The 22,726-nt window shown below is 65.0% G+C and carries 22 protein-coding genes; 4 read left to right on the plus strand and 18 right to left on the minus strand.

Translation table 11 applies throughout. The annotated features are described in order from the left end of the window. Positions 1-237 precede the first annotated feature (237 nt). The 7 genes from JQ507_04750 to JQ507_04780 form a co-directional block, all read right to left on the minus strand. Positions 238-1,548: an insulinase family protein gene (locus JQ507_04750; protein QRI73178.1), complete on the minus strand. Its 1,311-nt coding sequence runs from the start codon at positions 1,546-1,548 to the stop codon at positions 238-240. A gap of 50 nt (positions 1,549-1,598) precedes the next feature. Continuing rightward, positions 1,599-2,990, minus strand: a complete 1,392-nt coding sequence (locus JQ507_04755; GenBank protein ID QRI70842.1) for an insulinase family protein — start codon at positions 2,988-2,990, stop codon at positions 1,599-1,601. Between the two features lie 151 nt (positions 2,991-3,141). Then, positions 3,142-3,870 (minus strand): hypothetical protein, encoded by a 729-nt coding sequence (locus tag JQ507_04760; GenBank protein ID QRI70843.1) that lies wholly within the window; start codon positions 3,868-3,870, stop codon positions 3,142-3,144. 100 nt (positions 3,871-3,970) lie between these two features. Continuing rightward, positions 3,971-4,492, minus strand: coding sequence for a signal peptidase II (locus tag JQ507_04765; protein QRI70844.1), 522 nt, complete (start codon positions 4,490-4,492; stop codon positions 3,971-3,973). Next, positions 4,465-7,464: an isoleucine--tRNA ligase gene (locus tag JQ507_04770; protein ID QRI70845.1), complete on the minus strand. Its 3,000-nt coding sequence runs from the start codon at positions 7,462-7,464 to the stop codon at positions 4,465-4,467. The genes JQ507_04765 and JQ507_04770 overlap by 28 nt, the downstream gene beginning before the upstream one ends. Before the next feature lie 407 nt (positions 7,465-7,871). Next, positions 7,872-8,432 (minus strand): sugar O-acetyltransferase, encoded by a 561-nt coding sequence (locus tag JQ507_04775; GenBank protein ID QRI70846.1) that lies wholly within the window; start codon positions 8,430-8,432, stop codon positions 7,872-7,874. After that, positions 8,429-9,400 carry a bifunctional riboflavin kinase/FAD synthetase gene (locus JQ507_04780; GenBank protein QRI70847.1) on the minus strand — a complete coding sequence of 324 codons (972 nt, stop codon included), beginning with the start codon at positions 9,398-9,400 and terminating at the stop codon, positions 8,429-8,431. Before JQ507_04780 ends, JQ507_04775 begins: the two co-directional genes overlap by 4 nt. A gap of 214 nt (positions 9,401-9,614) precedes the next feature. Between JQ507_04780 and JQ507_04785 the strand changes: the two genes are divergently transcribed. Further along, a complete protein-coding gene (locus JQ507_04785) occupies positions 9,615-10,010 on the plus strand; it encodes a response regulator (protein QRI70848.1) in 396 nt (131 codons plus the stop codon). A 440-nt stretch (positions 10,011-10,450) separates the two neighbouring features. Here JQ507_04785 and JQ507_04790 read toward each other — a convergent pair whose 3' ends face one another. The 7 genes from JQ507_04790 to uvrC all read right to left on the minus strand — a co-directional run bounded on the left by JQ507_04790 (position 10,451) and on the right by uvrC (position 17,506). Next, complete coding sequence (locus JQ507_04790) at positions 10,451-11,305, minus strand: TIGR01459 family HAD-type hydrolase (protein QRI70849.1); 855 nt, start codon at positions 11,303-11,305, stop codon at positions 10,451-10,453. Between the two features lie 15 nt (positions 11,306-11,320). Then, positions 11,321-12,733, minus strand: coding sequence for an EAL domain-containing protein (locus JQ507_04795; protein ID QRI70850.1), 1,413 nt, complete (start codon positions 12,731-12,733; stop codon positions 11,321-11,323). Positions 12,734-12,908: 175 nt separating this feature from the next. Further along, positions 12,909-13,868 (minus strand): 50S ribosomal protein L3 N(5)-glutamine methyltransferase, encoded by a 960-nt coding sequence (gene prmB / locus JQ507_04800; GenBank protein QRI70851.1) that lies wholly within the window; start codon positions 13,866-13,868, stop codon positions 12,909-12,911. Next, on the minus strand, positions 13,868-14,335 hold the full coding sequence (locus JQ507_04805) for a molybdenum cofactor biosynthesis protein MoaE (protein ID QRI70852.1): 468 nt from the start codon (positions 14,333-14,335) through the stop codon (positions 13,868-13,870). The genes prmB and JQ507_04805 overlap by 1 nt, the downstream gene beginning before the upstream one ends. Before the next feature lie 8 nt (positions 14,336-14,343). Beyond that, entirely contained in the window at positions 14,344-14,595 is a 252-nt protein-coding gene (gene moaD / locus JQ507_04810; protein QRI70853.1) for a molybdopterin converting factor subunit 1, read from the minus strand. Next, positions 14,592-15,203: a CDP-diacylglycerol--glycerol-3-phosphate 3-phosphatidyltransferase gene (gene pgsA, locus JQ507_04815; protein ID QRI70854.1), complete on the minus strand. Its 612-nt coding sequence runs from the start codon at positions 15,201-15,203 to the stop codon at positions 14,592-14,594. Before pgsA ends, moaD begins: the two co-directional genes overlap by 4 nt. A gap of 191 nt (positions 15,204-15,394) precedes the next feature. Further along, positions 15,395-17,506 (minus strand): excinuclease ABC subunit UvrC, encoded by a 2,112-nt coding sequence (uvrC, locus tag JQ507_04820; protein QRI70855.1) that lies wholly within the window; start codon positions 17,504-17,506, stop codon positions 15,395-15,397. A 264-nt stretch (positions 17,507-17,770) separates the two neighbouring features. On the opposite strand from uvrC, the gene JQ507_04825 reads away from it, so the two are divergent. Next, entirely contained in the window at positions 17,771-18,394 is a 624-nt protein-coding gene (locus JQ507_04825) for a porin family protein (protein ID QRI70856.1), read from the plus strand. 274 nt (positions 18,395-18,668) lie between these two features. Here JQ507_04825 and JQ507_04830 read toward each other — a convergent pair whose 3' ends face one another. The 4 genes from JQ507_04830 to JQ507_04845 all read right to left on the minus strand — a co-directional run bounded on the left by JQ507_04830 (position 18,669) and on the right by JQ507_04845 (position 21,510). Beyond that, on the minus strand, positions 18,669-18,881 hold the full coding sequence (locus JQ507_04830) for a cold-shock protein (GenBank protein QRI70857.1): 213 nt from the start codon (positions 18,879-18,881) through the stop codon (positions 18,669-18,671). Between the two features lie 262 nt (positions 18,882-19,143). Next, on the minus strand, positions 19,144-20,004 hold the full coding sequence (locus JQ507_04835) for a 23S rRNA (adenine(2030)-N(6))-methyltransferase RlmJ (GenBank protein QRI73179.1): 861 nt from the start codon (positions 20,002-20,004) through the stop codon (positions 19,144-19,146). Between the two features lie 225 nt (positions 20,005-20,229). Next, entirely contained in the window at positions 20,230-20,916 is a 687-nt protein-coding gene (locus JQ507_04840; protein ID QRI70858.1) for a ribonuclease T2, read from the minus strand. 114 nt (positions 20,917-21,030) lie between these two features. Next, the gene (locus tag JQ507_04845; protein QRI70859.1) at positions 21,031-21,510 is read right to left on the minus strand and encodes a hypothetical protein; all 480 of its coding nucleotides are present in this window, start codon (positions 21,508-21,510) and stop codon (positions 21,031-21,033) included. Between the two features lie 166 nt (positions 21,511-21,676). On the opposite strand from JQ507_04845, the gene JQ507_04850 reads away from it, so the two are divergent. Further along, positions 21,677-21,976 (plus strand): hypothetical protein, encoded by a 300-nt coding sequence (locus JQ507_04850; protein ID QRI70860.1) that lies wholly within the window; start codon positions 21,677-21,679, stop codon positions 21,974-21,976. 42 nt (positions 21,977-22,018) lie between these two features. Continuing rightward, positions 22,019-22,549 (plus strand): DUF3617 family protein, encoded by a 531-nt coding sequence (locus tag JQ507_04855; protein ID QRI70861.1) that lies wholly within the window; start codon positions 22,019-22,021, stop codon positions 22,547-22,549. Positions 22,550-22,726 lie beyond the last annotated feature (177 nt).

Here is a 22,726-nt window from a genome sequence, read left to right on the forward strand (position 1 = left end):
GACATCTGCGGTCAGAGTCCGCGGCTCACCCCTCTCCCCAACCCTACCCCGCAAGGGGGGAGGGAGCCCATCCGCCGATGCGTCCCTAACGATCCAACGCCAATCGAAGCATCACCGCCAGCCGTGACGTGATGTGAGGTGAGCGCGTCTCTCAGGCTCCCTCCCCCCTTGCGGGGGAGGGCGGGGAGAGGGGGGGCCACGACGGCGGTGTACGAAGAAGGAGCGCGCCGAAACGCTTCAGTTCGCCTTCGGCGGCGCCGACGCCGGCTGCGCGGCGGCTTGCGGGGCGCGGCCGACGATCACGGTGAGCAGGCCGTTGCCCCACAGCCGCCTGGAGACCCGCTTGACGTCGTCGAGCGTCACCGCATCGACGATGGCGCTGCGCTTCTCGATGTAGTCGATCGGCAGCTTGTCGAGCTGGTATTGCAGCATCGCCTGCGCGAGCTTGGAGGAGGTGTCGAGCGCCAGCATCTGCGAGCCCTTCAGATAGGACTTCGCCTCGTCGAGCTCCTGCTGCGTCGGGCCTTGCTCGGCGATGCGGCGGATCTCCGCCTCGACCGCATCGATGGTCTCGCCGGCGCGGTCGGCGCGGGTGCCGGTGTTGCCGAGGAACAGCGCGGAGTGGTCCATCCAGAGCAGCGCCTCGTAGATCGAATAGGCCAGCCCGCGCTTCTCGCGCACTTCCTTGTAGAGCCGCGACGACAGCCCACCGCCGCCGAGAATGTGGTTCACCACATAGGCGGCCATGAAATCCGGGTCGTGCCGGTTGATGCCGGGTCCGCCGAAGGTGACGATGGTCTGCGGCACATCGAGCGGGACAAAGGCGCGCTGCGGCGGTTTGGTCGCCACGACGTCGGGAATCGGCGTCAATTCGGCCTTGGCCGGCAGGTCGCCGAAGGTCTTGTCGAGCAGCTTGCCGAGCGTGTCGGCATCGACGTCGCCGACCACGGCGATCCGCAGCGTATCCTTGGCGATGTTGCGGCGGACATACTCCTTCAGATCGGAGATCTCGATGGTCGGCACGCTCTCGAGCGTGCCGGTCGCCGTCCTGCCGTAGGGATGATCGCCGAAAGCGAGCTCGAGGAACTTGCGGCCGGACAGCGAGGACGGATTGGTCGATTCGCGGCGCAGGTTCGAGATGACCTGGGCGCGGATGCGTTCGACGTCCTTCGGCTCGAACCGCGGCGAGGTCAGCGCCATCCGCAACAGATCGTAGGCTTCGTCCTTGTTGTCCTTGAGCATGCGCAGCGAGCCGCGGAACTGATCGCGGTTCGACGCGAAGCTGAGCTCGATGGCGCGGCGTTCGAGCCGCTCATGATAGGTCTTGGAATCGAGATCGCCGGAGCCCTCATCGAGCAGGTCGGCGACCAGATTGCCGACGCCGGGCTTGCCCGGTGGATCCTGGCTGGCGCCGCCGCCGAAGGAATATTCCATCGCGATCAGCGGCACGGTGGCGTCCTGCACGAACCAGGCCTCGATGCCGCCGGGCGATACCAGCCGCTGGATCTTGGCAGCGGCCTGCGAGGGCACAGACGTCAGCGCCAGCATCGCGGCGCAGGCGCCGCCGATCAGCGCCGCGCGGCGGGTGAGGGAGTAGGTCACGAGCGCTTCTCCTCGCGTTTCGGCGCGGTATCCTTGATCAGATAGCCGGTCACCGACCGCTTCTTGTCGAGCCAGGTGGCGGCAGCGGCGCGCACCTGCTCGGCGGTGACGGCGCGAATGCGATCCGGCCAGCTGCGGATGTCGTCGATGCTGAGGCCGGTGGTCAGCGCGCCGCCGTACCAGCGCGCCAGCGTCGCCTGGTTGTCCTGGGCGTAGATCGCCTCGGCGATGAGCTGGGTCTTGACCCGTTCGAGATCCTCGGCGCGCGCCGGGTTCTGCGCGAGGTCGGCGATCACCTTGTCGATCGCGTCCTCGATCTGCGCGAACTCGACGCCCGGCTTCGGCGTCACCGCGATCGAGAATTGCGAGGGGTCGAGCGAGGTGCCCTGATAGCCGGCGCCGGCCGAGATCGCGAGGCCCTTGTCGATCACCAGCGCGCGATAGAGGTAGGAATTGGCGCCGCCGCCCATCAATTGCGCGAGCACGTCGAGCGCCTGGCTCTCGCCGGCCGCCGCTGTCGTCGCCGAGGGCACCAGATAGTAGCGGCGCAGGTTCGGCTGCTCGACCCGCGGGTCCGACAGCGTCACGGTGCGCGGGGCGGCTGGCGTCGGCTCCTGCGGCCGGACACGCTTCTCGGGGATCGCACGCTGCGCCGGGATCGGGCCGAAATTCTTCTCGACCAGCGGCCGGATATCCTTGACGTCGACATCGCCGGCGATGACCAGGATCGCGTTGTTCGGGGCGTAGAAGCGCCGGTAGAAGGCGAGCGCGTCCTCACGGTCGAGCTTCTCGATCTCCTGGTGCCAGCCGATCACCGGCCGGCCGTAGGGATGATTGAGATAGAGCGCGGCCATGATCTGCTCGGTGAGCCTTGCATCCGGGTTGTTGGCGACCCGCATGTTGAACTCCTCCAGCACCACGTCGCGCTCGGGCAGCACATTCTCGTCCTTCAGGATCAGGCCGGTCATGCGGTCGGCCTCGAATTCCATCATGGAGGCGAGCTGCTCGCGCGGTATGCGCTGGAAGTAGCCGGTGTAGTCGGTGGAGGTGAAGGCGTTCTCGTTACCGCCGACGCGCAGCACGGTCTGCGAGAACTCGCCGGCCGGGTGCTTGGCGGTGCCCTTGAACATCAGATGCTCGAGGAAGTGCGCAAGGCCCGATTTGCCGGGCGTCTCGTCGGCCGAGCCGACCTTGTACCAGATCATCTGGGTCACGACCGGCGTGCGGTGATCGGGGATCACCACCACCTGCAGGCCGTTGTCGAGCGCGAAGCTCGCAGGGCGTTCCGAGGTGACGGTGGTCTGGGCGCGGAGGCTGGCGCCCGGCAGCGGGATCGTTGAAATGAGAGCAGCAGCGAACAGGGCAATCGATCGGCGTGTGGGCATCATGGTCCTTATGAAAGCCCGGACACACAGCCGGGGCGCGAAAGCAGGCCATCGTACACGGTCGTCTCCGTGCCCGTCGTCACGAAGCGGAGAGAGCGACGCCGCGCCGCATTAAGCTTTGCTCATGTCAGCCTTCGCCCGACCAGGCCAAGCGTCATTGCAACGGTTTTCCGGTCATGACGTCGTATTGGCCTTCTTGCGCCTTCGGCTTCATCGGCCCGGTGCCATAGTCGAACCCCGCGGACGGCGTCTGATAGCCGGGCGGCGGTTCGGTCAGGGATTCGCGGGTCGGCTCGCCCTTGAATGGCTTAGACTCGCTGCTGTTGCCCTTGAACATGCCGAGCAGACCGCCGGAGTAACCGAGCTGGCTCGGCATCAACGACGGATTGGTGCTCACACCGGGCTCGAGCGGCTCCTTCCGGCCGTCGGTGGCGGTCTGCTGCTTCCGTCCGGCCTCGATCTCGGCCGGCGTCAACGCCACCGCTGACTGCCACGGCTCCTTCTTGACCTCTTTCTTGCGCGCCTCGATCATGGCCTTGCGCTTGGCGATGTCGGGGTCCTTCGGCCAGTTCGGCGCGTTGACCTGGGTGGTCGAGGCGGGCGGCGGCAGGTCGAGCTTCGGCGGCACCACCAGCGGCGAGCGCTCGCGATAGTCGATGCCCTTGCTGGCGGCGCTCTTGGCGCCGAGCCCGGTCATCAGATTGTCGACGATCCGCTCTTCGAAGGTCAGGCCGTCATCTTCATCTTCATCTTCGCCGGCGCGCACCGGCCCGGCGGCCATGACGAGGCCGATCCCGGCCGCAACGAACGCCCAACGCAGGCCGCGCATCAGCGGCAGCCGCGACGTCTCGATCAGATAAACGCGGGCTTTGATGTTGCGCATCGCGCTTTTCCCATCTCAAAATTCGCCAAAGCGATCACTGGCTTAGCGCTCAGTTCCGCTAGGTGCAGGTCGGCCGCCGACCGGCTCATATCGGCCGGGATCAGGGCGCTTTTACGGCGGGGGTCCCCATCACGGAATCATACAATAGGGCCGCCACGCCAGCAACGATCGCCACATCGGCGAGGTTGAAGATGTACCAATTGAAGGTTTTTCCCCCGATCTCGACATGAAACAGGGCAAAATCGACCACCGCGCCATAGGCGAAGCGGTCGATACCGTTCCCGATCGCGCCGCCGATGATCAGGCCGAGCGAAACTGTCGCAAGCCAGGTTCGCGACCGCGCCATCCAGATCGCCAGCGCGATCACGGCGGCGGCCTTGATCACCATCAGCAGGATCTGGGCCGCCGGGGTCTCGCTCTGGAACCAGCCGAAACTGATGCCGGGATTCATGGCGAGCACCAGGTCGAAGAACGGCGTCACCGTCACCGGGGCGTGGTGCGCGATGTCGAGGATGTGAAGCAGCCAGAGCTTGGAGGCCTGGTCGGCGATCAGGGTGATGACCGCCGCCAGCACGCCGGCACGAACGGGCGAGCTCAAGCCGTGACCCCCAGCGCCTTCCATTCGCGCAGCGCCTGTGCGTCGCGCGGCGAGACGTCGGGATATTCGGGATCCTCGCCAACCGTCGGAAGGATCTTCCACGAGCGCGCGCATTTGGTGCCGACCGCCTTCTCGACCACGACGGCAACGCCGGGCACCGCATCGAGACGGAAGGCGCTGGCCGGCGCCTCGCCCTCGCGCACCTCGTAGTTCGAGGTGATGCAGACCTCGGCGAGATCGACGTCGAACAGCGTCGCGAGCATGTCGCGGTCGGCAACATAGATCACCGGCGAGGCTTCCAGCGACGAGCCGATGGTCTTGTCCTTGCGCTCCAGTTCGAGCGCGCCGGTGACGACACGGCGGACGTCGCGGATCGTCTCCCACTTCGCGGCGAGGGCGTCGTCGCGGAATTGCTCGAGTCTGTCCGGGAACAGCGTGAGATGCACCGAAGGCTCGGCGCCCGGCCGGTACATCCGCCAGGCTTCGTCTGACGTGAAGCTCAGGATCGGCGCCAGCCATTTCAGGATCGCGTCGCACAGGATGTCGATCGTGGTCAGTGCCGCCTTGCGCGCCACCGAGGACGGCGGATCGCAATACAGCGTGTCCTTGCGGATATCGAAATAGAACGCCGACAATTCGGAATTCATGAAGGCCGCGAGGCTCGCGACCACGGTCTTGTAGTCGAATGCGGCATAGGCGTTGCGGATGGTCTCTGCGTGGCCGGCCAGCTCATGCAGCATCAGCCGCTCGAGCTCGGGCATCTCGGCAAAGCCGACCTTCTCGGCTTGCTTGAAATGATGCAGCGTGCCGAGCATCCAGCGGATCGAGTTGCGCAGCTTGCGATAGGTCTCGACGGTGTTCTTCAGGATCTCCGGGCCGATGCGCTGATCGTCGGCATAGTCGGTGGCGCACACCCACAGCCGCAGGATATCCGCGCCGGAATTTGCGATCACGTCCTGCGGCTGGACCGTGTTGCCGAGCGACTTCGACATCTTGCGGCCGTTCTCGTCGAGCGTGAAACCGTGGGTGAGCACGATGTCATACGGTGCGCGGCCGCGCGTGCCGGCGCTTTCCAGCAGCGAGGAGTGGAACCAGCCGCGATGCTGGTCGGAGCCTTCGAGATACATCACGGTGTCGTTGCCGCCATCGACCTTGCGGACGATGTTGCCGAGCTGCGGGAAGTTCTGGCGGTCTTCCAGCACGAAGGCGTGGGTGGAGCCGGAATCGAACCAGACGTCACAGATGTCGTCGACCTTCTTCCAGTCCTCGGACGCGCGCGAGCCGAGGAAGCGCTCGCGGGCGCCGTCCATGTACCAGGCGTCGGCGCCTTCCTCCATGAAGGCCTCGCTGATGCGCTGATTGACGACCTCGTCCTGCAGGATCTCGGCCGAGCCGTCAGCGTTCTCGCGCACGAACACGGCGATCGGCACGCCCCAGGCGCGCTGCCGCGAGATCACCCAGTCGGGCCGGTTGGCGATCATGCCGTTGATGCGGTTCTCGCCGGCCGGCGGCACCCATTGCGTGACCGAGATCGCGTGCAGCGCGCGAGCGCGCAGCGTGTCGCCCTTCTTCGCGTGGCCGTTCTCCGCGATGTCCTTGTCCATCGCGATGAACCATTGCGGCGTGTTGCGGAAGATCACCGGCTTCTTGGAACGCCAGGAATGCGGATATTGGTGCTTGAGGCTGCCGCGTGCGAGCAGCTTGCCGCCTTCAATCAACGCCTTGATCACGGCGTCGTTGGCGTCGCCCTTCTCGCCCTCGTCGGTCAGCACGCGTTTGCCGGTGAAGCCGGGGGCCTGCGCGGTGTAGGTGCCGTTTTCGTCGACCGTATAGGGGATCGCCGTGTTGATGCCGCGTGCATCCAGCTCGCGCTTGTTCGCCATCCAGACGTCGAAGTCCTCGCGGCCGTGGCTTGGCGCAGTGTGCACGAAGCCGGTTCCGGTGTCGTCGGTGACGTGTTCTCCGGCGAGCAGGGGCACGGTGAATTCGTAGCCGCCGCTGAAACCGCGCAGCGGATGCGCACATTCCACGACATCGAGCGTATCGCCGGGGATGTCGCGCACCCTCTCATAGGCGGCGACGCGCGCCTTCTTGAACACTTCCGCCGCGAGCGCGTCGGCCAGGATCAGCAGGTCGCCCGTCTTCGCCCATTTGGCTTCCGGCGCGTCGGTTACCTTGTAGAGGCCGTAGGCGATCTTCGGCGAGAACGAGATCGCGCGGTTGCCGGGCAGCGTCCACGGCGTGGTGGTCCAGATCACGACCGAGGCATTGGCCAGCGCGCCATGCGCCGGCGAGGTGACCGGGAATTTCACCCACACCATGTCGGAAGTGTAGTCCTCATACTCGACCTCGGCCTCCGCGAGCGCGGTCTTCTCGACCACGCTCCACATCACCGGCTTGGAGCCGCGATAGAGCGTGCCGTTGGCGGCGAACTTCATCAGCTCGCGGGCGATCTGCGCCTCGGCCGGGTAGCTCATGGTCTGGTAGGGATGGTCCCAGTCGCCGATGATGCCGAGCCGCTTGAACTCCTCGCGCTGCACGTTGATCCAGTGCGTCGCATAGGCGCGGCATTCCCGGCGGAACGCGACCATCGCGGCGGAGTCGCGGAAATCGGGCTTCTGCTTGCCCTTGGAGCGGTAGTTCTCCTCCTCGATCTTCCATTCGATCGGCAGGCCGTGGCAGTCCCACCCCGGCACGTAATTGGAGTCGAAACCGAGCATCTGCTGGCTCTTGGTCACGACGTCCTTGAGGATCTTGTTCAGCGCGTGCCCGATATGGATGTTGCCGTTGGCATAGGGCGGGCCGTCATGCAGCACGAATTTGGCGCGGCCCTCGGCGGCCCGGCGCAGTCTGTCGTAGAGGCCGATCTCGTTCCAGTATTTGAGGATTTCCGGCTCGCGCTGGGGCAGGCCGGCGCGCATCTGGAATTCCGTCTTCGGCAGGTAAAGGGTCTTGGAATAGTCGTTAGCGTCGGTCTTTTGCGGCTTGTCGGACATGAAGGCTCTGATCTGGCAGGTGAGGGCGCGGAAACGCGATCAATCGCGGGTGAAACGACGAAATCCCGGTCTTGCGCCGAGCCCTCGGGCTCAGGCGGAAGCCGGGCCGCTAATCCGTATGATGCGCCGCGAAAACATCGGGTTTCCTTAGCAGCCGGACGGGGAATTCGCAAAGCCCCCGGTGGCCGGCGGACCGTTCCGCGGGACGGCCCCTAAAGCGGGATAGGTTGAGCTGGAGCGGCGGCGGAGGTGCCACCTCTCCCTTGGGAGAGGTCGATTTGCGCAGCAAATCGGGTGAGGGTTTGCGGTCTATCGAGAGAACAAGAGCCCTCACCCGGCGCTGCGCGCCGACCTCTCCCCACGGGGGAGAGGTGGACCAAACCCGCGGTCAAACTGATCTAACCTCTTCATCCCGCGCTAGGCAGCCGCCGCCGGGCCGGATTTCCGGCCACGATGGTGCCGGCGGCGACGTCCCGCGTCACCACGCTGCCGGCCCCGACCAGGGCGCCGTCGCCGATTGTGACGCCGGGCAGGATGATGGCGCCGCCGCCGATCCAGACGTCGCTGCCGATCCGGATCGGGCGGCCGAATTCCAGCCCGGCGCGGCGGGTTTCGGCATCGCGCGGGTGGTCAGCGGTGTAGATCTGCACCGCTGGCCCGATCTGGGTGCGGTCGCCGATCACGACCTCGACGACGTCGAGGATGACGCAGTTGAAGTTGAGGAACACGCCGTCGCCGAGGCTGATATTGCTGCCGTAGTCGCAGAAGAACGGCGGGCGGATGATGGTGTCCTTGCCGACCTTGCGGAAGCGCTCGGAGAGCAGCGCGTTCAGTTCGGCCGCGGACGATGCGCCCGACGCATTGTAGCGGGTCATCCAGCGTTCCGCCGCGGCATGGTCGGCGGCGATCTCGGCATCCGGGCGATACAGCTCGCCCGCCAGCATCTTTTGCTTTTCAGTCTTGTTCAATCAATCGTTCCGAGTCTTGGAAACGCGTCCGGCGCGGCGGCGAGGTACGCGCGCGCCTTGGCGCTGTCGTCATCCATCTGGCGTATCAACGCCTCGATGGTGTCGAATTTCAGCTCTTCGCGAATGAAACCGATGAATGCGACATCGAGGACCGTGTCGTACAGGTCGCCCTTGAAGTCGAACAGGAACACTTCGAGCAGCGGCGCGCCGTTGTCGAAGGTCGGCCGGCGCCCGAAGCTTGCGACGCCGTCGAACCGCTGCGCGCCCTTGCCGATCCGCACCGCATAGATGCCGTGCTTCAGGCCGCAATGCTTGTCGAGGCGGATGTTGGCGGTGGGATAGCCGAGGTCGCGGCCGCGCTTCTCGCCGTGGATCACCTTGCCGGTGACGAACCACGGTCCGCCCAGCATCGTGGTGGCGTCGGTGACCTCGCCCTCGGCGAGCGCCATGCGGATGGCGCTGGAGGACACCGGGCGCTCGGCGATGTCGACATGGGCCTGCACATCGACCTCGATGCCGAGCCGCGGAGCCTCGCTAACCAAAAGACTTGGCGAGCCGACCCGGCCCTTGCCGAAATGGAAGTCGTAGCCGACCGCAATGCCGCTGATGCCGAGCCGGCGGATCAGGTCATGGTGAATGAAATCCTGCGCCGACGTACCGGCCCGCGCCTTGTCGAAGGTCATGACGACGGCGCCGGCGAGCCCGGTGGCTGCGAGCAAGCGCAGCTTGTTGGTCTCGTCCGTGAGGCGGAATTGCGGGGTGTTCGGGCTGAAGAAGCTGCGTGGATGCGGCTCGAAGGTCACGGCGAGCGCGGGCACGCCGCGCGCTCGGCCCATCGCCAGCGCCGCACCGATCACGGCGCGGTGACCGAGATGGACGCCGTCGAAATTTCCCATCGCGACCACGGCGCCCCTGGGGATGGCGCTTTCGGGGGTGTTGTCGCGGATAACGGTAAAGCCGGTGCTCATGTCAGGTATTCTTCAAGGATTCTTAAGCATGATTGTTGCGGGCCGGACCGTGACGCGGCGGCGGCGTGGAAGTCAAGCGTAGCGAAAATCGCGTCAAATCCGTAACAATCCGGATTCAGCCGGTTAACGCGCTGTTTAACGCCAGCTGTTACTCGTTGCCGGAAACCTGCGTTCGTGCAGAAGCCAAGTTGCGTCAGGCGTTTTGGGGGAAAAGATGGCGGTTGATTTGTCCATGCCGGTTCTGGTGGTTGATGATTACAGCACCATGATCCGCATCATCCGGAATCTTCTCAAGCAGCTTGGATTCGAGAATATCGACGATGCGTCCGACGGCTCCGCGGCGCTCAACAAGATGCGCGGCAAGAAGTATGGCCTGGTGATTTCCGACTGGAACATGGAGCCGATGACCGGCTACGACCTGCTCAAGGAAGTTCGCGCCGATCCCAATCTCGCGACCACGCCCTTCATCATGATCACCGCGGAATCCAAGACCGAGAACGTGATCGCGGCCAAGAAGGCCGGCGTCAACAACTACATCGTCAAGCCGTTCAACGCCGCCACGCTGAAGACCAAGATCGAGGCGGTGTTCCCGGACATGGCGACCGCGTAAGACGCTCGTCCATCGCATCTACTGAATTCACGTTATGCCCGGGCTAGTCCCGGGCATAGCTGTTTTTCGCCAAGGCAAGATGAGATTAGGCTCAGCCGCAACGGCGTCGGAAGTTCACCTCTCCCTTGGGAGAGGTCGATTTGCGTAGCAAATCGGGTGAGGGGGGACGGTCTATCGAGGGAGCAAGAGCCCTCACCCGGATTGCTCCGCAATCCGACCTCTCCCCGCCGGGGAGAGGTGAACCGCGACCAGAGGCTCGCGCAAATGCCATATGCGATAACTCCTGCGGCGAAGTGCGTCTGCGCTATTTCGGAATATTAGAAGTATGCCCCTGAGTTGCCCGACGTGTCAAGGCGACCGGTCGAACATCCGGTGCCGCGGCCACTTTGCATGGGGTTGTTTTCGATATTTTGGCAGCGCGCCGCTTGCGGAGCCGGCCGCTACCACTTCAGCTCGCGCATCAGCGCGCGCGGCGGGTGGCCGAACAATTCCTTGATCGAGGCCGGATCGAGCTGCTCGATGCCCTCGAACTGCTCGGAATGGATGCCGCGGGTGATGAACAAGAGATCGATGCCGAAGCCATGGGCGCCGGTGAGATCGGTGCGCACGGAATCGCCGATCGCAAGCACGCGGCCGAGCTCGGTCGGGCGGCCGCGGCGCTCGGCGGCCAGAGCCATGGCGCGCTCGTAGATCGGCCGGTGCGGCTTGCCGTAGAAGATCACCTCGCCGCCGAGCTCGTGATAGAGTTCGGCGATCGCGCCGGCGCAGTAGATCAGCCGGTCGCCGCGCTCGACCACGATATCCGGATTGGCGCAGACCAGTGTGAGCTTGCGCGCGAGCGCCTTGAGCAGCGTGTCGCGATAATCCTCGGCGGATTCGGTTTCGTCGTCGAACAGGCCGGTGCAGATGATGTAGTCGGCCTGCTCCAGCGGCACCATGGTGGCGTCGAGGCCGCGATGGATCGAGCTGTCGCGCTCGGGGCCGATCCAGAAGATCTTCTGGCCGGGATGATCGGCCACGAAGTGGCGGGTCAGGTCGCCCGAGGAGACGATCGCGTCATAGGTCTCGTCCGCGACACCGAGCTTGCGCAGCTGGCGCTGCACCGAATCGGCCGGCCGCGGCGCGTTGGTGATCAGGATCACCGTGCCGCCCTGCTTGCGGAATGTGTGCAGGGCCTCGCAGGCCTCGGGAAACGACTCGAGCCCGTTGTGCACGACGCCCCAGATGTCCGACAGCACGACGTCGACATCGCCGACGAGGTCGCGCAATTGCTCGACGAAGCGCAATGACGTCATGATGCAGGCCGTTGACTAGTTAGGACCGAGGGCGCGGCGCGCCAGCGCGGCGCTGCCGGTTGCGCGCGGCGGCGCTGTTGGGCTGGTGACAGGTGCTGAAGGGCCGGCGCCATTGAGGTCCTGGGGGTTGGCCTGCGGAGCCTCGGCGGTAGCAGATGCCCCCTCCGGCCGCAACGGTCGCGGCGGCGCGAACAGGAAGCCCTGGCCGAACCGGACATCGTAGTCGAGCAGGTCGACCACCGAGCGCTCGCCCTCGATCCGTTCGGCGATCAGGTCGATGCCGAAGCGGCCGAGCAGGTCGGACAGATCGGACGGATGGATGTCCGACGTCGCGCTCTGCCTGGTGTCGAGCAGCAATGCGGCCGGCACCTTGATGAAGCGGACGCCGCGATCGGCGAGCTCGCGCGGTTCGAGGCGGAGGTCGCTGACATGGTCGATCGAGAACCGGTAGCCGCGCTGCGATAGCGCCGCGAGGTTCTCGCTCTCGACCGGGCCGAGATTGCGGAAGGTCGCCTGCTTGAACTCGAGCACGAAGGACGGCGCCAGCGCGCGGTTGGCCTCGAGAAAATCGAGGCACTGGGTGAAATGCGCCGGACTGGCCAGCGTCGCCGCCGACACGTTGCAGAACACGCCGACATCCTTGCTGCGGATCATCAGGCGGCGCAGCACCTGGACGCAGCGAAGCATCACCATGTGATCGATGCGGCCGATCAGGCCGGCGGACTCGGCGGCTTCGATGAAATCGTCGGCGGCAAGCACCTGGTCGCGCTCATCGCGCAGCCGCGTCACCGCCTCGTAATAGCGCACCTTGCGCTGCGGCAGCGTCACCATCGGCTGCAGGTAGATGTCGAGCCGGTTCTCGTCGATCGCGTGCCTGATCGCGCCGACGAGCTGGGCCTGGCTGCGCGAGATCGGCTGCGGCGGCGCAGCTGGCGGCGGTGGCGCGAACACGACGGTCGCGGCCGGCGCGACCGGCTGCAACAGATCGTCGCGCAGCGAAGCGACCGGCTGCGCCACGGGAGCCGCTGCCAGCAGATCCTCATGATGGGCGACGGATGCCGCGAGCTGCCGCACCAGTCCGCCGAGCTCGTTGATCTCGCCGGCCATGCCCTGCATCCGGTCGGCGCCGGTGGAATTGGCCGACGTGACCCGGCCCTCGACTGCGGCCAGCCGGCGGCCGAATTCAGCGACCTGGCGGGCGAGGTCTGCGGTGCCGCGCGACAGATCCGCGATCTGGCCGCCGACATCGCTGCGGTCGCGCAGCCGCATCGAGAGGGCGTTGTAGAGGATCAGGCAGGTGAGGGCGGTGAGCGCCACGATCGCCGATTCCGATCCGCTGATGCCCGCCACCGAATACAGCACGAAGCCGAGCGAGGCTGCGACCAGCACCATGCAGATGGCGATGAAGATCGTCGAAATGCGAATCATGTCGCGCGCCCGCGCCCTCCGTCCGAACATCCCCGGCGCGCAAGCTTAGCACCATTGTTGATTCGACGGGCCTGCGATCTTCGGAACCGGCTGGAACTGCACACGATTTTCGCTTCGCTTGGTCCGGCTCCGCGGCCGGGCTCCGTAGTCGTCCGGATCGGCCGCGGCGGGCCGCTCAGAGGTCGGCGGCGGCGATCCAGAACACCTCGCCCTCGGAGTCCTCGGTGTCGAGCCAGAGCAGCGGCAGGTTCGGATAGGCGGCCTCGAGATTGTCGCGGCCGCGGCCGATCTCGCAGAGCAGTCCACCCTGCGGGGTGAGATGCTGCTTCGCCTCGTCAAGCAGGCGGCGGACGATGTCGAGCCCGTCAGGCCCGCCGTCGAACGCGATCTTCGGCTCGGCGCGGCACTCGCGCGGCAGCGAGGCCATGCCTTCGGCGTCGACATAGGGCGGATTCGAGATGATGAGATCGTAGCTGTTGTCGCCGAGCGGCTTGAACAGATCGCCGCGATACAGTGTCAGGCGGTCGTCGAGGCCGTGGTCGGCGACGTTGCGCGCGGCGACCTCGAGTGCATCCTTTGAGATATCGACTGCATCGACGGCGGCATTGGCGAAATGCCGGGCGGCCAGGATCGCAAGGCAGCCGGAGCCGGTGCAGAGGTCGAGCACGCTTTCGACCTCCGCGGGATCGCCGATCAGCGAGGTGCCGTCTTCGTCGCCGCCGAAATGCGAATCCAGCAATTCGCCGATGAAGGAACGCGGCACGATGGTGCGCTCGTCGACATAGAACGGCAGGCCGCGCATATAGACCTTGTTGACGAGATAGGCGGCCGGCTTGCGCGTCGCGATCCGGCGCTCGATCAGGTCGAGGATCTGCTTGCCCTCGGCCAGCGTGACGCGCGCGGTCGCGAAATTCTCGAACTGGTCGGGATGCAGATGCAGCGTCTCAGCGATCAGGAACGCGGCTTCGGCGATGGGATCAGTGGTGCCGTGCGCGAACACCAGTTTGGCCGCGTTGAAGCGGCTCACCGCGTAGCGCAGGAAATCGAACAGGGTGTGGAGCTCGCCCGCGCCGACCTTCGGCACTTTTGACGCGACAGGGCTGCGTCTGGCCGGCACTTTGCTGCGCTTGGCCATCAGGATTTGGTCCAGCGCGCGGCAGCCGCGTCGTCATGGTCGCGCGCCTCGATCCAGCTCGTGCCGCGGGCGCTTTCCTCGCGCTTCCAGAACGGCGCGTTGGTCTTGAGATAGTCCATCAGGAACTCGGCAGCTTCGAATGCGGCCTGCCGGTGCGCCGAGGCGGTCACGACCAGCACGATGTTCTCGCCCGGCGCGATGCGGCCGAAGCGATGGATGACGGTGAGGCCCTGCAACGGCCAGCGCGCCAGCGCCTCGTCGGCGTGGCGTCCAATCTCGGCTTCCGCCATTTCAGGATAATGTTCGAGCGTCAGGGCTGCGATCGGCTCGCCCTGCTCGCTGCCGCGGCAGATGCCGCTGAAGCTGACGACCGCGCCGACATCGGTGCGGCCCTTGCTGAGGCCGGCGATCTCCTGCGCGACGTCGAAGTCGGCTCGCTGGATACGGATGGTCGCAGTAACAGCCATGATTGGATCTAGCCGCCGGTCATCGGCGGAAAGAACGCGATCTCGCGGGCGCCGATGATCGCCGCATCCTGCTTGACATGGGCGTGGTCGATCGCGGCGCGGATCACCGTGGGCTTCTCGAAGGCATGGGCGTAGGCATCGTCGCGCGCGGTGAGCCAGCCGATCAGGTCGGCGACGGTGCGCACCTCGGCGGGCGGCTCGACGGTTTCCTCCGCCTTGCCGACGCGCTCTCGCACCCAGGCAAAATATTTCAGCTTCATCCCTCATCCTCCTTGATGAGGTGATGGATGCCGGCGCGGAAGTAATCCCAGCCGGTGTAGATCGTGAAGATCGCCGACATCCACAGCAGCACGATGCCGATCAGGGTGGTTGCCGGGAACACCTGCTCGCCCGCCTCGCCGGCGATCAGAAAGCCGATCGCGACCAGCTGGATCGTCGTCTTCCATTTCGCAAGCTTGGTGACGGGAACGCTGACCCTGAGCCCCGCGAGATATTCGCGCAGGCCCGAGACCAGGATCTCGCGGCACAGGATCACGATCGCCGCCCACAGCGTCCAGCCGTGGATCGAATTGTCGGCGGCCAGCATCAAGCTGGAGGCCACCAGCAGCTTGTCGGCGATCGGATCGAGCATCCGGCCGAACGCGGACTGCTGGTCCCACATCCGGGCGTAATAGCCGTCGAGATAGTCGGTGATCCCCGCCGCGATGAACACGGCAAGCGCCACCCAGCGCAGCCACAACGGGCCGTCCAGGATCGACTGCCAGTAGACGCAGCCGATCACCACCGGAATGGCGGCAATCCGGGCGTAGGTCAGGATATTCGGGAGGGACATGGTCTTGGTCTGTCCCCGGGTCGTAGCGATGTTCATCCGTTCTACCAATACCGCTGAAGCGAGAAGGTCAACCGTGCGGGCGCCAAAGCGCGGCAACATTACGCGGAATCGTCATGGCGCCTTAGCTCGTTGTTTAGGCGTGATCTTTTCGGAACGTTGCCTGACACTTTCCGCATCATGCCCCAGATGCCCTGTCGCAGGCGACGCCCTGATGAATAGCCTTTGGTTTAACCCGGCTGGGCGTGGAAAAACTCGAAAATCTTGCGGGCGCTCTCGGCACTGACGCCGGGAACCTTGCCGAGGTCGGCGATCGAGGCCCGCTCGATCTCCTTGAGCGTTCCGAAGTGGTGCAGCAAGGCACGTTTTCGCGACGGGCCGATCCCCGGGATCTCCTGCAGGCCGGCCTCGCGGATGTCCTTCTTGCGCAGCTTGCGGTGCGAGCCGATCACGAAGCGGTGGGCCTCGTCGCGCAGCCGCTGGATGAAATACAGCACCGGGTCGCGCGGCTCCAGCTTGATGGCCTCGCGGTCCGGCATGAACAGGGTTTCGCGCCCGGCATCGCGGTCCGGCCCCTTGGCGACCGACATCAGCGCGACCTGGGTGAGCCCGAGTTTCTCGAAAATTTCCCTGACCGCGTTGAGCTGGCCGCGACCGCCGTCGATGATGACCAGATCGGGCCATTGCGGAAACGACTCGTCGTCCGCCTTGTCGCTCTCTCGGGCCTTCGCGCCGTCCTTGGCGGCCTCGCCCTCCGGCGGCTTCACGAGTCGCTTGAAACGGCGCTCCAGCACCTCGCGCATCATCCCGTAATCGTCGCCGGGCGTCAGCCCTTCGGACTTGATGTTGAACTTGCGGTACTGGTTCTTCATGAACCCGTCGGGCCCGGCCACGATCATCGCACCGACCGCGTTGGTGCCCTGGATGTGGCTGTTGTCGTAGACCTCGATGCGCTTTGGCGTGTGCGGCAGGCCGAGCGTCGTGACCATGCCCTCCAGCAGCCGGCTCTGCGTCGCGGTGTCGGCGAGCTTGCGGCCGAGCGCCTCGCGCGCGTTGGTGAGCGCGTGGCCGATCAGCTCCTTCTTCTCGCCGCGCTTCGGCACTGAGACCTCGACCTTGGAGCCGGCCTTGACCGAGAGCGCGTCGGCGAGCAGCGCGCTTTCCTCGATCTCGTGCGACAGCAGGATCAGCTTCGGCGGCGGCTTGTCGTCGTAGAATTGCGCGAGGAAGGAGGACAGCACCTCCTCCGGCGTGAAACTCTTCTCGGCCTTCGGGAAATAGGCGCGGTTGCCCCAGTTCTGGCCGGTGCGGAAGAAGAAGACCTCGACGCAGGAATAGCCGCCCTCCTGGTGGATCGCGAACACGTCGGCCTCTTCGACCGTGCGCGGATTGATGCCCTGTTGCGACTGGATCGCCGACAGCGCCGCTAGGCGATCGCGGTACAGCGCCGCGGTCTCGAATTCGAGCTCGCCGGAGGCCTTCTCCATCTCGGCCGCGAGCAATTCCTTCACCGCGTGGCTGCGGCCGGACAGGAATTCGGTCGCCTCGCGCACCAGTTCGCTATAGCCGGGGAAATCGATCTCGCGGGTGCAGGGGCCTGCACAGCGCTTGATCTGATAGAGCAGGCAGGGCCGGGTGCGGCTTTCGAAGAAGCCGTCGGTGCAGGAGCGGATCAGGAACGCGCGTTGCAGCGCCGTGATGGTGCGGTTGACCGCGCCCGCATTGGCGAACGGGCCGAAATAGCGGCCGGGTCGCGACTGCGCGCCGCGATGCTTGAGGATCTGCGGTGCCCAGTGGTCGCCAGAGATCAGAATATATGGAAACGATTTGTCATCGCGCAGCTGCACATTGAAACGCGGCCGCAGCTGCTTGATCAGATTGGCTTCGAGCAGCAGCGCCTCGGTCTCGGTCATGGTCGAGACGATCTCGACATGGGTGGTCGCCGCGATCATGCGCAGGATGCGCGCCGCCAATGGCGCGTTGGCCCGCGCATAGGACGACAGCCGCTTTTTGACGTTCTTCGCCTTGCCGACATAGAGCACGTCGTTGGCGGCGTTGAGCATGCGGTAGACGCCGGGCGAGGTCGGGGCGAGCCGCACCGCGTTCTCGATCGCGGCATGCCCGACCGAGAGCGTCCCCTCGGCGACCGGCTCGGCGCCGTCCTCCGAAGCCTCGGGCAGACGTGCCTCGTCGTCCTCCTCGGCGGCGGAGCTTTCGGGATCGACGTCGCTCGTGTCGAGCGTCAGGTCGGCCTTTGTCAGGTCGTCCTGCGGCAGATCGGACTTTGCGCCGCGCCCTGTCTTCTGAGGCGGCATCGGACGTTCGGGAGAATCGTGCACCATGGGCCGTAAATTAATCGCTTGGGCGACCGCTCGCCAGCGTCGGCGGCTCAGGAAAAAGAACCCGATTGCAGCAGGTTACAGGTTGCGCGCCACCGCCGCCGCGGGGCGGTAACACATTGTTAAGACTGATGAGCGGGCCGGTAACCGGGCTTAACAGCCCTTTAACTTAAAACTCTCGATAAACCTTAGCGAAAAAAGTGGAATTCCGTAACCACGCAGGCTTGGGGCCTGCGGGCTGCGGCAGTTGCGTGGTGGAGAGTAGCTATGACCCGGTTTGTTGCGCGTGCGCTGGCATTGATCGTCGCAGGCTGGACGACCTCGGCGGCGGCGGCCGACCTCAACTACGGCTCGCCCTATACGGTCTATCAGCCGCTCAATGCCTATAGCTGGGCCGGCCCCTATCTCGGCGGCAACGTCGGCTACGGCTGGGGTTCGGTCGAGAACAACCCGACCCAGCCGTCCGGCTTCGTCGGCGGCGTGCAGGCCGGCTACAACTTCCAGAACGGCTCACCCTGGGTGTTTGGTATCGAAGCCGATATCCAGGGCACGACGGCCGATGATCGGTTCGCGCCCTGGAAATTCTCCAATCCGTGGTTCGGCACGGTGCGCGGCCGCGCCGGCTACGCCGTCAACAACGTGCTGTTCTACGCGACCGGCGGTCTCGCCTTTGGCGAACTTCGCGGCGAGACCTTCGGCGTGTCGGAGACGCACACCAATGCGGGCTTCACCGTCGGCGCCGGCGCCGAAATGGGCTTTGCTCCGAACTGGAGCGCCAAGATCGAGTATCTCTACGTCGATCTCGCCAACAGCAACTTCACGATCACCGGCGGTGCGTCGAACGGCTACAGTTTCAGCCTGGTTCGCGCCGGCATCAACTATCACTTCTGAGAACAAGAAAACGTCTGACATCAACTCCCGGCCGCGCCTCGCGCGGCCGGGTTTTTCTTTGTGCTGACGGTCTGCACATCGCGCGCAGCAGCATGCACGCCGCCCCATTCGCGAAGCCGATCGTCGGCCGCACGCTTCGAGCGTGCGGCACGGCCAGTCGCGTCCGCATCATGCAGGGTGGTCATGAAGCGAGCGCGCGCCGCGCGCTCGGCAGTCAACTCACATGCAACGCTTCAGTCGGTGTTCATCACGAGCCGCGCACTGCAAGCACTCATCATGAAACCACCAGGTTGACCGCCTTCGGGCCCTTGCCCTTCTTGTCCGGCTCAACCTCGAACGTAATGCGTTGTCCTTCAGTCAGGTCCTTCAATCCTGCACGTTCGACAGCTGTGATGTGAACGAACACATCGCGGCCGCCATCATCAGGCTTGATGAAGCCGTAGCCACGCTCTCCGTTGAAGAACTTGACTGTCCCAGTCATGGCCATCGGGAAACTCCTCCCCCGTATTGCTCCACCGCTACGCGCACGTCGCGTAGCGGTTGACCGACATTCGCTTGTCGGAAGCTTGGCCACCTGAACAGGCCGGCGTCACGCCGCTGGTCTGCCTGGATTTTATTTCGGCCTTGTCACTCCGCCGCAACCATTCGCGGAAGCGGAACGTAAAGCCAGTCGTAACAGGATGAGCATAATACGGTTCCGCGCAAATTGCCTATGCTCAAATTTGAACTTTTCAGTGGGTGCTTTTCGATCAAGCTTTAGGCGTCTCTAATCTGAAGCGCGCGGCGCCGCCCTGACCGAGTGGCTTCTCGAGTTCGGGCAGGATGATCTTCAGCTCGTTGGCGAGTGTCCACGGCGGATTCACTATCAAAAGTCCGGTAGAAACGAGCCCTGCGTCCGCTTCTTGCGGCGCCACACTGAATTCCAGACGCAAGCATTTGCCTGCGGGCCGGCTGCTCATTGCTGCAGCAGCCACGCTGCGTGCGAGCTCGTCGGTGGCTCTCCGGGTTTTTACGGGGTACCACAAAAGATATGCGCCGGTCGGCCATTTCGCGAACGCCTCCGTGAAGGCACGGGCCAGTCGCTCGAACTCGTCCTTTGCTTCGAACGGCGGATCGATCAGCACGAGGCCTCGCCGCTCGTTCGGCGGCACGAATGCGGGCAGCGCCATCCAGCCGTCGAGATCGACGACACGTGCCTGTGCGTCGCGTCGCAATGCATCGATCAATTGCTTGCGCGCGCCGAGCTCGAGCTCGCAGGCCGTCAGACGATCTTGCGGACGCAGCAGCGCTCGCGCGATCAGCGGCGATCCCGGATAGGCTTTCAATTCGCCGCGCGGATTGAACGCCCTGACGATGTCGAGATAGGGCCCGATCAAGGGCTGTGCCTTGTCGGAAAGCCGCGCCTGCATCAGTCGCGCGATCCCGGTGAGCCATTCGCCGCCGCGCTGCGCTTCGCTCGACGTCAAATCATAGAGGCCGGCGCCGGCGTGGGTGTCGATGACGCGGAACGGCGCCTGCTTCTCCTGCAGATAGGTGAGCATGCGCACCAGCACGATGTGCTTGATGACGTCGGCAAAGCTGCCGGCATGAAAGGCGTGACGGTAGTTCATGCTGTTATCGCTGCGCTCCGGAAGGGAGCGCATGTTGTACTTCGTCATGCCCGGCCTGTCCCGGCCTTCGCTGAAGCTTTGGCGGGATTAACATCCGAGCCCGGCGCAGCCTTGGCGTAGCTGGCTCCCGCGCATCGACGCCTGATCTTGCTGGTTTCGCGATGGCGCGGATCGCCGGGTCAGTCCGGCGCGACGCATGTCTACCCGGCCATGACCGGGAAGGGGTCAGCCGCCGCGAACCGGCGGCATCAGCACCTGATCGCGACGGCAGGCGCGGCGATCGATTTCCTCGCAGGCGCGGAATTGCAAGTCCTTGCTGAGGCAAATCCGCACCTCGCTGAGCCGGTTACTGGCGCAGGTGACCGAGATCGCGGAGTTGCTGAGCCCCGGATTGGCCTTGATGAAGGCGGTCTCCAACTCGTCGGGCGCGATCGTCTTCGGCTCCGACAATTGCAGGAATTCCTCGGGGATCTTCACCGTAGCGCGGGCCTTGCGGATGGCTTCGAAATAGCCGCGCTCGCCGAGGCCCGAGCAGGTGCCGTGCTTGTCCCACTCGTTGTAGATCAGCCCGGGTGCCGGCATCAGGTCGAGCATCGAGGTCATGATGTTGCGGGCGAGCCGCGGCGAGGGGCGTTGGCAGTATTCCGGGAAGCCGCGCTCATATTGTGGCCACAGCCCGTGCACCACGAAGGAGTACGGCCGGCCGCCGCACTGCGCCTGCGTCCCGCGGCTGTTGTTGCCGCGCTCGCTCGCCGCCTCGCAGAACGACGGCGACCACGACAGCGACAGCACGTAGAAATCGAATTCGCCGGGCGCATTCTGGCGACGATCCTGGGCCGAGGCCCCAACCGCGCCACAGAGAACCAAGACAGCGGAAATCAGAAATCGGGAAATTGTGTCCAGCCGAGGCATCAAACGCTCCCCTCACGCGACCGTTCGGAGCCTAGCAGGCTCGCGGAACATTTCAAGAACAAAAGCCGCCGGCTATGTCGGCGGCGGCTTCTGCTTCAGCAATCCGTGGGAAAATCAGGGCCGGGCGGCCTTGCAGGACGGGTTGTACGCCCAGTTGCGGTCGAGCCCGGCGACGCACCATTCGACGCCCTGGTCGATGCCGGCAAAGCCGCCGTCCTCGATGATCGAATAGTGTACCTTGCGCACCTTGCCGTCGCTCAACAGCGCATCACCCGAGCAGTAGCGGCGCGGGATGTTGTCGGACTGCCAGGGGCGGAACGCGGTTTCGTGGATCCGGCTGAAGCCGGTGATGACGAGCGGCGAATTCCAGAAGGTGGCCTCCTTCTCATGGAATTGATCGCTGATGGCCCCCAGGGCCTTCTCGCATGGCGCCACGTTGCCGTCATAGCGCGGGCCCGACAGCCAGAAATTCAACTCGAACGGATTGGCCGCCTGGGCCGTAGTACCCCCGAAAGCCAGCATGCCGACCAGGATTGCGGCACCGAGACCAAGCCTAGGTCCGAGTTTGTTGCGGGAGTTGAACAGGTTGCGCATGGGAATCCACCCGATTGTCCGATGCGGCGGACGGTGCCGCGAAGCCCCGGCAAGGTCAAGTGCAGCGCGGCAACACCTGCGGAGAAGTCCACCTTTAGCCGCCGGCGTGTTCTTTTCACCGTCGCCGTCGCACTCTATGTTGGCGTCAAGCGAAATGGAGTCTGCGATGCGAAGGAAATTGGCCGCGTGCCTGGTTGCCGTTAGCGGGATGCTGGCCGTTGGTCCGGCGCAAGCCGACTGGTTGCAGCCGGTGCCGCCGTTCAAGGGCAATGATACCGGCGGGATCATCGCCTATTCACTGGCAACCCAGACCGACGCCCGGCAGCTCGCCGTCGATCACTGCGCCTCCTACGGCAAGGTCGTCAAATTCCTCGCGCTGCAGCGCTATCCGGGCGGCTACATCTCGTTCGCCTGCCGCTGGGTGCCCTATGGCTCGGCGCAGCGGCCGGTGCGCACACTCTACTGAGCGCCTCAAAATCCCTCGATCGTTCAGCCGGGAGCTCGCCGCATGACCCGACAGCTTGCCTTGCTTGGCTCTGCCGTTTGCCTCGTCCTGTCCACCGGCGCCGCAAGCGCCGTTGACCTGCCGATCCGCAAGGCCGGTCTGTGGGAAATGAAGATGGTCCGCACCGGTGGGCAAATCCCGGAGGTGACCATGCAGCATTGCACCGACGAGACCACCGACAAGGACATGAGCACCGCGGCCTCTCCGTTGGCAAAGCAGGTCTGCTCCAAGCAGGACGTCCAGAAGACGGCGACCGGTTATGTCAGCGACAGCGTTTGCGGCGTCGCCGGCGTCAACGTGACCTCGCATTCCGAGATCACCGGCGACTTCAATTCGGCCTATACGGTCAAGAGCACCTCGCATTCCGAAGGCGGCACCTCCGGCGCCCACGACGCCACCATGATCATCGAGGCGAAATGGCTCGGCGCCTGCAAGAGCGACCAGAAGCCCGGTGACATCATCATGCCCGGTGGCATGAAGATGAACATCAAGGACATGGAAAAGCTGAAGGGCCTGCTGCCCAAGCAGAAGTAGGACTGCGCCTTCGATCGCTGCCCGCGCGTTCGAGCACGGCCTCTCACATGCGGAGAGGCCGTATTGCTTTGCGCCACCATCATTGCCGAGGGCTCGCCACAAGACTGCAAAGCAATTCTGCGCTGAAACGGCGCGCAGTCCATCTGATCCTTCCCCATCACCCTGAGGAGCGCCACC

It is taken from the genome of Bradyrhizobium sp. PSBB068, assembly GCA_016839165.1.
Lineage (GTDB): Bacteria > Pseudomonadota > Alphaproteobacteria > Rhizobiales > Xanthobacteraceae > Bradyrhizobium.

What these genes read in the sequence shown, in the direction of transcription:
- JQ507_04750 (QRI73178.1), bottom strand. Translation starts at nt 1,548, where the DNA reads ATGCTGGCGCTGACGTCTGTGCCCTCGCAGGCCGCTGCCAAGATCCAG.
- JQ507_04755 (QRI70842.1), bottom strand. Translation starts at nt 2,990, where the DNA reads ATGATGCCCACACGCCGATCGATTGCCCTGTTCGCTGCTGCTCTCATT.
- JQ507_04760 (QRI70843.1), bottom strand. Translation starts at nt 3,870, where the DNA reads ATGCGCAACATCAAAGCCCGCGTTTATCTGATCGAGACGTCGCGGCTG.
- JQ507_04765 (QRI70844.1), bottom strand. Translation starts at nt 4,492, where the DNA reads ATGGAAGGCGCTGGGGGTCACGGCTTGAGCTCGCCCGTTCGTGCCGGC.
- JQ507_04770 (QRI70845.1), bottom strand. Translation starts at nt 7,464, where the DNA reads ATGTCCGACAAGCCGCAAAAGACCGACGCTAACGACTATTCCAAGACC.
- JQ507_04780 (QRI70847.1), bottom strand. Translation starts at nt 9,400, where the DNA reads ATGAGCACCGGCTTTACCGTTATCCGCGACAACACCCCCGAAAGCGCC.
- JQ507_04785 (QRI70848.1), top strand. Translation starts at nt 9,615, where the DNA reads ATGGCGGTTGATTTGTCCATGCCGGTTCTGGTGGTTGATGATTACAGC.
- JQ507_04790 (QRI70849.1), bottom strand. Translation starts at nt 11,305, where the DNA reads ATGACGTCATTGCGCTTCGTCGAGCAATTGCGCGACCTCGTCGGCGAT.
- JQ507_04795 (QRI70850.1), bottom strand. Translation starts at nt 12,733, where the DNA reads ATGATTCGCATTTCGACGATCTTCATCGCCATCTGCATGGTGCTGGTC.
- prmB (QRI70851.1), bottom strand. Translation starts at nt 13,868, where the DNA reads ATGGCCAAGCGCAGCAAAGTGCCGGCCAGACGCAGCCCTGTCGCGTCA.
- JQ507_04805 (QRI70852.1), bottom strand. Translation starts at nt 14,335, where the DNA reads ATGGCTGTTACTGCGACCATCCGTATCCAGCGAGCCGACTTCGACGTC.
- moaD (QRI70853.1), bottom strand. Translation starts at nt 14,595, where the DNA reads ATGAAGCTGAAATATTTTGCCTGGGTGCGAGAGCGCGTCGGCAAGGCG.
- pgsA (QRI70854.1), bottom strand. Translation starts at nt 15,203, where the DNA reads ATGAACATCGCTACGACCCGGGGACAGACCAAGACCATGTCCCTCCCG.
- uvrC (QRI70855.1), bottom strand. Translation starts at nt 17,506, where the DNA reads ATGGTGCACGATTCTCCCGAACGTCCGATGCCGCCTCAGAAGACAGGG.
- JQ507_04825 (QRI70856.1), top strand. Translation starts at nt 17,771, where the DNA reads ATGACCCGGTTTGTTGCGCGTGCGCTGGCATTGATCGTCGCAGGCTGG.
- JQ507_04830 (QRI70857.1), bottom strand. Translation starts at nt 18,881, where the DNA reads ATGGCCATGACTGGGACAGTCAAGTTCTTCAACGGAGAGCGTGGCTAC.
- JQ507_04835 (QRI73179.1), bottom strand. Translation starts at nt 20,004, where the DNA reads ATGAACTACCGTCACGCCTTTCATGCCGGCAGCTTTGCCGACGTCATC.
- JQ507_04840 (QRI70858.1), bottom strand. Translation starts at nt 20,916, where the DNA reads ATGCCTCGGCTGGACACAATTTCCCGATTTCTGATTTCCGCTGTCTTG.
- JQ507_04845 (QRI70859.1), bottom strand. Translation starts at nt 21,510, where the DNA reads ATGCGCAACCTGTTCAACTCCCGCAACAAACTCGGACCTAGGCTTGGT.
- JQ507_04850 (QRI70860.1), top strand. Translation starts at nt 21,677, where the DNA reads ATGCGAAGGAAATTGGCCGCGTGCCTGGTTGCCGTTAGCGGGATGCTG.
- JQ507_04855 (QRI70861.1), top strand. Translation starts at nt 22,019, where the DNA reads ATGACCCGACAGCTTGCCTTGCTTGGCTCTGCCGTTTGCCTCGTCCTG.